Source organism: Nitratidesulfovibrio oxamicus (assembly GCF_015731765.1).
GTDB classification, from domain to species: Bacteria; Desulfobacterota; Desulfovibrionia; order Desulfovibrionales; family Desulfovibrionaceae; genus Cupidesulfovibrio; species Cupidesulfovibrio oxamicus.
In genome coordinates this window covers 1-8,612 of sequence record NZ_VRYY01000037.1, presented here as the reverse complement: position 1 = coordinate 8,612, position 8,612 = coordinate 1, and the positions used below count along the sequence as shown (strand labels likewise).

Here is an 8,612-nt window from a genome sequence, read left to right as displayed (position 1 = left end):
AACTGAGCACGGCGGTGCCGCCCAGCACCCGGTACGCCAGCACGCCGGGCAGGTCTGCCCAGTGCGGCACGGGCGTTGCCGCCGCCACGATGCACCGCGTTGTCGGTTCCTGGCGCAGGGTGGGGTCCAGCACTTCGGGGGCGTCCAGCGAAAGTTCACGGGCCAGCCAGCCCACGGGGCCGTCGGGATTGGCGTCCAGCGAGGTGTGCGCGGCGTACAGCCACGCACCGCGCGCCAATACGGCAGCTGCCACGGCGTGATGGTCGTCCAGCGTGTCCAGCGCGCGGGGCGCCATGGCCAACGGGTGGTGCGAAAGAATGACGTCGGCGCCCAGGTCCAGGGCGGCGGCGACGGCGGTGGGGGTGGGGTCGAGGCAGACGGCGAGGGCCGTGGCCTCTGCGTCGTGCCCGGCCACCTGCATCCCCGACCTGTCCCACTGGGCGGCGGATGCCGGAAGTGCCGTTTTTTCGATAACGTTAATTATTTCAGAGCGTTTCATGCAAATTTTCCAAGCAAAGAGGGTGCTTCGCCGGATTTGCTCGGCGCAAGCACCCTCGAAGCGGCAAGGCGTGGTTCCGGAATTGGTGCTGCTCCAATGTCCGCGTTCCTGTCCCGTTGCTCTGTTGCACGGCAGGGGGCACTGGCGGTGCCCGGTGCCGGGGCGGCGCAAGCGCCTGCCCGGGAAAATCTGGTGGGCCTAGCGTGACTCGAACACGCAACAAACCGGTTATGAGCCGGGGGCTCTGCCAATTGAGCTATAGGCCCGCACGTAACCGGAGCGGCCCGGCACCATGTCCGGAATGCTGACCGGTGAGCCGAATCTGATACGCCTGGGCGCGACGGCTGTCAAGCAGGGCATGCCGCACCCTGGCGTTACCGCCAGCACCTACCCGGCCTTTTTCGCGCAGGACTGTTCCTTGGCAAAGGCGATGGCCGAACGGGCCGCCTTGGCCCCTTCGCCCACGGCCACGCCGATTTGCAGAAAACCGCCGGTGCAGTCGCCCGCCGCGAAGATGCCGGGGATGTTGGTGCGTTGTTCGCCATCGGCCACCAGGAACACGCCCTTGCGTTCAACGCCCAGGGAATAGGCGAAATCGAGGGACGACGCTTCGCCCATGGCCACGAACAGGCCGTCGGCAACCGCTTCCGTACCGTCGGCGAACATCACGCGCTCAAGCCCGTTCTCACCGGCCAGCCGCGTGATCTTGCGGGTGTCGATGGTGATGCCCGCATCGGCCAGGCGCTGTTCGAAGCCGGAATTGAGCACAGGTTCCTTGCCCTGGGTGCAGATGGACACGTGCGAGGTGTACTGGGTCAGTTCCAGGGCCTGGTTGGCCGCGAAAATGCCTTCACCCAGCACCAGCACCTGCTTGCCGCGATAGAAGAACCCGTCGCAGCTCACGCAGTAGGACACGCCCTTGCCCTCAAAGTCGCCCAGGTTGTCGATGCCGGGGCGCACGCGGGCAACCCCGGTGGCCAGCACCACGGCGCAGGCATCGTACGCGCCCTTGTCGGTCTTGACGCGGAAGCCTCCCGCATCACCATGGTGCACGGCCAGCACGCGTTCCTCGCGCAGTTGCGCGCTGAAGCGTTCGGCCTGCCTGCGGCCCCGTTCGATGAGGTCGCGCCCGGAGATGGTTTCGTCGAAGCCGAAGTAGTTGTCGATGTCGTAGTCGCCCGCCACCTTGGGGGCGCTGCCCAGCACCAGCGTGGGAATGCCCGCTCGGGCGGTGTAGATGGCGGCGGAAAGCCCGGCGGGGCCGGAGCCGATGATCACCAGCGGGGCGTTGGCGGAGGCGGACGTGGATTCGGACATGGGCATCTCCGTAAGGAAAGGCGCTGGCGGTGGGGCCGTGCGCCTGTTGCGTGTTTCCGGCAGGGCGCGTCGGGCGGCGGGGAACGCCCGCGCATGGCGCGCCGAACCAGAAAGTAGGCAGTGCGAAGTGGCTGGCAAGGGGGGCGGGTGCAAGGCGGGGCCGGGCGCGATGCCGATCTTGTCCGGCGCGCATGCCGGGCCGCTTCCCGCCCGTGTTCCGCCCGTGTTCGAAAGTCCCGGTGAGTCCTACAGTCCCAGCTGGGCCAGCAGATCGTCCACGTTTTCCTGCGAGGTGCCGCGCTGCGGTCCCTTCAGTTCGGAGACCACCTGACGGGTTTCCGCCTCGATCTGCGAAATGTCTTTTTCCGGGGTTTCCTCGCGCGCGCGTATCAGCAGGCCGGTGGACAGGTAGAGTTCCACCACGGTGCTTTCGATGGTGCGCAGGGCCGCGATGATCTTCTTGATGCGCTGGCCGGTCAGATCCTGGAACCCGAGGGTGGTCAGGATTTCCACAAGCCCCTCGCCCAACTCGGAGTTGATATGCACCAGGCGCTCAAGGGCACGTTCCACGCCTGCTCCGGCGCGGACGGCCTCGATCAGCACGGCTGCTTCCTTCTGGCGTTCGATCTGAACCTCGACCACGTCCATGATCGATTCGGTGGCCTCTTGCGTGGTGACCAGGATTTCGTCCAGTTGGCGCGAAGCCTCGTTGAACAGGCGGTCGGCGTCCTCGCGCTGCGCGGGGAGCGCACCTTCCGGGGCTTCCTGCGAGCCGGGCTTCGCTGCTGTGGAGATTTCGCGGTAGATGGTCTGCAGGCCCCCGCGCATGTCGTCGCTGATGCGGCGGTAGAATTCGCTTTCCACCAGTGCGCGGGTGAGGTTGGTGGTGAGTTCCCGCTCGATGGTGGCTGCAAGCACGTCGCGAATGTTGACGACGAGGTTGTTCGTCACGCGTTCCATCACGTTGTCGAGCAGTTCTTCCTGCGTGACCATGGGTGCGCTCCTGCTGGTGGTGTGTGCGCCGTGCCGTGGGGCTGGCGTGGCTCGTGCGGGCCTGGTCCGGTGGTGCCGGTCCGGGCAGTGCCCTGGGTCGGTTGCGAGGCTGTGCCAGGGGCCTGTCTTGAACTGGTTGTCCGCCGGACAGGCTGCGAGCCGTACCGGATGAGCGCCCGGACCGGGCAGGACCGGGCAGGACAACAGAACCCGACAGAACCCGACAGAACCCGACAGGACCGGGCAGAACCCGACAGGACCGGGCAGAACCGGAAACCCGATCCGGGAACGGAAGTCCGCATTGGTGAACCTAGCAGATAGTGGGCCGTGGGAAAAGCGGAAATCGGCGGAACAGGCAGCCGTCCGCCGCGCGCGAGCACGGTGCACAGCTGCGTCGCCAACAGGAAGGCGGGGCGTGCGCGGAACATGTCGCGCACGCCCCGCCGGGGTGTGTCAGCATAAGGCAGTCGCAGGCGGGGCAGCGCCCGGCAACGTCCGTCGGGCACTGCCGGAGCAGCGCCGACGGCTACAGGCCGCCGTTCTCCACTTCGACGTTCATGGCCCCCACGGGGCACACGCGCGTGCACAGGCCGCAGGCGGTGCAACGGTCCTTGTCGAACACCACGACCCGCGCTTCGATGTCCATGGCCAGGGCCGAGGTGGGACAGATGGCGGTGCACATGCCGCAGTGCATGCAGCTGTCCTCGTCGCGCGAGATGCGCTGCGAGACGTCGGTGACGGTCACGTCCTGCTCGCGCAGGTAGGCGATGCCCTTCAGGCAGTTGTCTTCGCCCCCGGAAATCTCCAGGGTCAGGTAGCCTTCCTTGCGCGGGGTGATCTGGGCCTTCAGGATGTTGACGGTAAGGTCGTACCTGCGCACCAGGTCGCTCACGATGGGCTTGCCCGAGATTTCGGGCGGGAACGTGAGATGGATGTTCTTGCGGTAAGGCTTGGTCTGTTGTTCGGTCATGCTGTTTCCGGGCCGGAGCTCCGGGTACTCGGATTATTTGTTCTCGCTCAGGAACTTCTTGGCGCGCTGTGCTTCGGGCGAATCGGGCAGCTTCTTGATCAGCTCCTCCAGGCGCACCTTGCCGGCGTCCTTCTTGCCGAGCTTGTAGAAGCAGATGCCCTGCTTGAGCAGCGACGAGGCGTACTTGGGGCTCTTGGGGTACTTGGAGATGACCTGTTCGTACGCCAGCGCCGAGCGGGCGAAGTCCTGCTGCTGGAAGTTGGCCTCACCCTGCCAGAACCACGCATTGCTGGTCAGCTTGTGGTCCCCGAAGGTGTTGGTGAAATCGGTGAACGCCTTCACGGAATCCTTGTAGCGGCGCTCGTTGAACGCCGTCATGCCCTGGTCGTACAGCGCCTGGGCCGTGTCTACCGCAGCTGCGGCAGGCTTGGCGGCGGGTGCGGGTGCGGCCTTGGCGGGTTCCGCGCTGGTCACGGCCATGGTGCCGCTTTGCGCCGGGGGCACCGTGACCGGCCCGCTGGGCTGGCTCGATGGCGCGACGACAAAGCCGTTCTCCTTGCCGGGGTTTACAAGCAGGACCGGGGCATTGGGGTCGCCCGCATGGGTCGTGCCGGTGGCGGAGGCGGCGCCGGCAGCGCCCGCAGGAGCGGGGGCGGCCAGCACGCTGTCGATGTCGATGGCCAGTTGCGAGGCCATCTGCCGCAGGGCGATATCATGGCGGTTCAGCTGGTCTCGCATCTGGGGCAGGTCACGGCTCTGGTCGCCGGTGGCGTTCAGGCGCATCTGCATGTCGTCGATCTGGCCGCGCAAGGTGGCGATTTCCTGCCGGGTGGACTGCACCTGCGACCAGGTGTCCGCCTGTGCGGGCTGCACGCCGGAAAGCTGCGAGTTCAACGTCTGGATCTGCTGGTCCTGGCGCATGACGCGGGCGTTCAGGGCGTCCACGTCTTCCTGGCGCACGCAGCCGACAAGGGCCACCAGCGCGGCCAGGGAGCACACGGGAAGGAAGCGACGGGAAAGGATGCGGGTCTTCATGGCTTTTGGTCCGCCTTTCGGTTCACTTTGCTTGGCGTAAGGGTTCGGTGCCCGGGCCGGTCCTTGTCCGCGCCAGGGCGTGGGCCGGGCCTGCGTCAGGCCTTGCGGGCGCGCCGCTGGCCGAAGACAAGGTAGGCAAGCCCGCCGAGCACGGGAAGGAATATTCCGGCCGCCATCCACAAGGCCTTTTCTGCCGGGCGGTCGAATTCGTGCCTGTAAGAATGCCAGATGCACCACAGGTTGGGCAAGATGGGAATGGCAAGCAGGGGAATGAGCAGGGCCGTATTCATGGTGTCCTTCCTACCGGGCCTTGGATGTGCCGTTGGGGGGGGCGGGCTGGCGGTACATGGCGATGAAGGCCAGGAACGCGCCCACGCAGATGGCGATGTCCGCCACGTTGAAGGCGGGCCAGTGCCAGTCGCCCACGTAGAAATCCAGAAAGTCGATCACCGCGCGAAAGCGCACCCGGTCCACAAGGTTGCCGAGGGCGCCGCCGAGAATGCAGCCGAACCCGGTGAACAGCACCCTGTCTTCCTGCGCGGCGCGGGTAAGCGAAATGATGGCCCACACGGCAAGCACCGTGGCCACCAGAAACAGCCAGAACTGCCATTCGATGTCGGAGCGGTTCAGAAAGCCGAAGGCCGCCCCGCGGTTGCGCACGTTGACCAGGTCGAAAAGCCCGGCAACGACCGGCACGGAATGGTGTTCGGGGATGGCCGTCACCGCCCACAGCTTGGTGAGCTGGTCCAGGCCGATGACGACGGCGGCGATGGAGAAGACCATGACGAATCTGGGACGCATGGGGCCTCTTGGGGCTTTGGGCGCATGCCCCGCCCGGCGGTGCGGTGGGCACCGCCGGGCGGGGGAAGATGATCGGGCCTGTTTACGCTACTCTGCGCCGCCGGTGCGCAGCACCGTGGTGCAGCGGTCGCAGGCGCCGGGGAAGTCGGGGTCCGCGCCCAGTTCCTCGTGGTATATCCAGCAGCGTTCGCACTTGGCCCCCGGCGCCTTGGCCACGCCGATGCGCAGGCCCTTGACTTCCTCGGAGGCGAAGGCGTCTTGCGGGGCGTCTTCCAGCGGGGCGATGTTCAGCTTGGAGACGATGAACACCGCGCGCAGGTCGGTGCCGGTGGCGCGCAGCAGGTCGGCCAGCTTGTGGTCGGCGTACAGGGTGACGTGGGTATCCAGCGAATGGCCCACCGTGCCCGCCTTGCGCAGCGGCTCGATGGCCTTGGTCACCTCTGACCGCACGGCCAGCACCGCCTCCCACCGTTCGCTCTCGTCGGAGCTGACGTTGTACAGCGGCGTATCCGAGCCGCGCAGGGCGAACACCGTGGGTGCGGCGGGGCGCAGCGCCTCGGGGATGTGCCGGAACACTTCCTCCGCCGTGAAGCTGAGCACCGGGGCCATGTCGCGCACCAGCACCAGCAGGATGTGCAGGAGGGCGGTCTGGGCAGAGCGGCGTTCCGGGCTGTCCTTGGCCGAGGCGTACAGGCGGTCCTTCAGCACGTCGAGGTAGAAGGCGCTGAGGTCGGTCACGCACAGGTTGTGCAGGGTGTGGAACACCTTGTGGAACTCGAACTCGGAATACGCTTCCTGGATGCGCGCGTGGGCATCGGTCATGATGTCGAGGGCGTAGCGGTCCAGCGGGTCCATGACCGAGAACGGCACGATTTCCTCGGGCGTCAGGTCGTCGATGTTGCCCAGCAGATAGCGGCAGGTGTTGCGGATGCGCCGGTAGGCGTCCACCAGGCGGCTGAGGATTTCGTCCGAGATGCGGATGTCCTCGCGGTAGTCAACGGACGCCACCCACAGACGCAGCACTTCCGCGCCGTACTTGTCGATGATCTCCTGCGGGGCGATGACGTTGCCGATGGACTTGGACATCTTGCGGCCTTCGCCGTCCACCACGTAGCCGTGGGTGAGCACGGCGCGGTAGGGCGGCACGCCGCGCGTGCCGATGGAGGCCAGCAGGGAGCTGTGGAACCAGCCGCGGTGCTGGTCAGAGCCTTCCAGGTACAGGTCCGCCGGAAATGCGGTGTCGCCGCGCTGTTCCAGTACGGCGGAGAAGCTGGTGCCGGAATCGAACCACACGTCCAGGATGTCGGTTTCCTTCTTCCAGTGGTTGCCGCCGCAGTGCGGGCAGGCAAGGCCGGCGGGCACGATGTCTTCCAGCGGCGTTTCGTACCAGTAGTCGCAGCCGGTGGGGTGCTTGGCGAAGCGGTCGGCAATGTCGCGCATCCAGGCGGCGTCGTTCCACGCCTCGCCGCAGCCTTCGCAGAGCAGGGCGATGATGGGCACGCCCCAGGTGCGCTGGCGCGAGATGCACCAGTCGGGGCGGAATTCGATCATGTTGTGGATGCGTTCCTCGCCCCAGGCGGGAATCCAGCGCACGTCGTTGCGGATGGCCGACAGCGCGCGGGCGCGCAGGTCGTTCTTTTCCATGGCGATGAACCACTGGGTGGTGGCCCGGAAGATGACCGGCTTCTTGCAGCGCCAGCAGTGCGGGTAGCTGTGCGAAATCTTGCGTTCGGCCAGCAGGTTGCCCACTTCGCGCAGTTTTTCGATGACCTTGGGGTTGGCCTCGAACACGGTGAGCCCGGCAAAGAAGGGCACGGAATCGAGGAAGCGGCCTTCATCGTTTAGCGGCGAAAGGATTTCCAGCCCGTAGCGCAGGCCGGTCTCGTAGTCCTCGCGGCCATGGCCGGGCGCGGTGTGCACGCAGCCGGTGCCGGAATCGAGCACCACGTAGTCGGCCAGCACCACCGGCGAAGGCCGGTCGTAGAAGGGGTGCGCGGCGGCAAGGCCTTCCAGCTTCGCCCCCGGCACGGTGGACACCACTTCGTATCCTTCCCAGCCGAAGGTCCTGGCGCTGCTTTCCACCAGCGCGGCGGCCAGCACGTAGTGCGCGCCGTCGTGGCGGACCACGGCGTAGTCATGGTCGGGGTGCACGGCCACGGCCATGTTGTCGGGCAGGGTCCACGGGGTGGTGGTCCAGATGACGATCCAGGCGCTGGCCGGATCCACGTTCAATACGTCCGCCACCCTGGCGTCGCGCAGGGGAAAGCGCACGAAGATGGAGGGCGAGGTGTGGTCGTAGTATTCCACCTCGGCCTCGGCCAGGGCGGTCTGGCACGAGCAGCACCAGTAGATGGGCTTCTTGCTGCGCACCACGTTGCCCGCGGCCACGAAGTTGCCGAGTTCGCGCGCGGTGGCGGACTCGTAGGCCGGGTCCATGGTCATGTACGGCTTGTCCCAGGCACCCAGCACGCCAAGGCGCTTGAATTCCTTGCGCTGGATGTCCAGGTACTTTTCCGCGTACTGGCGGCAACGCTTGCGCACCACGTGGGCGGGCAGTTCCTTTTTCTTTTCGCCCAGTTCCTGTTCCACCTTGTGTTCGATGGGCAGGCCGTGACAGTCCCAGCCGGGCACATAGCGGGCGGCGTAGCCCTGCATGTTGCGCGACTTGACCACCATGTCCTTCAGGATCTTGTTCAGCGCCGTCCCCAGGTGAATGTGCCCGTTGGCGTAGGGGGGGCCGTCGTGCAGGACGTACTGGCCCTTCTGGCCCGATGCCTGCGCCATGGCGGCGTAGGCGTCGATGCCTTCCCAGAACTTGAGCATTTCCGGCTCGCGTTGGGTGAGGTTGGCCTTCATGGGAAATTTGGTGTCGGGCAGATGCAGGGTCTTCTTGTAGTCGCTCATGGACGTGCTGCTCCTGGGAGGTGTCGGCATGCCGGAAGGTCCGGCCGGCGGCGCATGGCCGCGCCCGGCGGGGGTGACGGCGCGCGTGGCGCG

8 protein-coding genes and 1 tRNA gene are annotated in these 8,612 nt (G+C 66.5%); all 9 read right to left on the bottom strand.

What is annotated here, in order from left to right; all coding sequences use genetic code 11:
* On the bottom strand, positions 1–499 hold a 499-nt coding region (locus tag FVW20_RS01880), incomplete at its 3' end, for a Nif3-like dinuclear metal center hexameric protein (RefSeq protein ID WP_196608053.1).
* Between the two features lie 190 nt (positions 500–689).
* Positions 690–765 (bottom strand) — tRNA-Ile (locus FVW20_RS01875).
* A gap of 121 nt (positions 766–886) precedes the next feature.
* Positions 887–1,816 (bottom strand): NAD(P)/FAD-dependent oxidoreductase, encoded by a 930-nt coding sequence (locus FVW20_RS01870; RefSeq protein WP_196608052.1) that lies wholly within the window; start codon positions 1,814–1,816, stop codon positions 887–889.
* 246 nt (positions 1,817–2,062) lie between these two features.
* The gene (locus FVW20_RS01865; RefSeq protein ID WP_196608051.1) at positions 2,063–2,809 is read right to left on the bottom strand and encodes a protein phosphatase CheZ; all 747 of its coding nucleotides are present in this window, start codon (positions 2,807–2,809) and stop codon (positions 2,063–2,065) included.
* 526 nt (positions 2,810–3,335) lie between these two features.
* The gene (locus tag FVW20_RS01860) at positions 3,336–3,779 is read right to left on the bottom strand and encodes an NIL domain-containing protein (protein WP_012611413.1); all 444 of its coding nucleotides are present in this window, start codon (positions 3,777–3,779) and stop codon (positions 3,336–3,338) included.
* 33 nt (positions 3,780–3,812) lie between these two features.
* On the bottom strand, positions 3,813–4,814 hold the full coding sequence (gene ybgF, locus FVW20_RS01855; protein ID WP_196608050.1) for a tol-pal system protein YbgF: 1,002 nt from the start codon (positions 4,812–4,814) through the stop codon (positions 3,813–3,815).
* A 95-nt stretch (positions 4,815–4,909) separates the two neighbouring features.
* Positions 4,910–5,104: a PLD nuclease N-terminal domain-containing protein gene (locus tag FVW20_RS01850; RefSeq protein ID WP_196608049.1), complete on the bottom strand. Its 195-nt coding sequence runs from the start codon at positions 5,102–5,104 to the stop codon at positions 4,910–4,912.
* Positions 5,105–5,114: 10 nt separating this feature from the next.
* On the bottom strand, positions 5,115–5,615 hold the full coding sequence (gene lspA / locus FVW20_RS01845) for a signal peptidase II (RefSeq protein ID WP_196608048.1): 501 nt from the start codon (positions 5,613–5,615) through the stop codon (positions 5,115–5,117).
* A gap of 87 nt (positions 5,616–5,702) precedes the next feature.
* Positions 5,703–8,519: an isoleucine--tRNA ligase gene (gene ileS, locus FVW20_RS01840; protein ID WP_196608047.1), complete on the bottom strand. Its 2,817-nt coding sequence runs from the start codon at positions 8,517–8,519 to the stop codon at positions 5,703–5,705.
* Between the last annotated feature and the right edge of the window lie 93 nt (positions 8,520–8,612).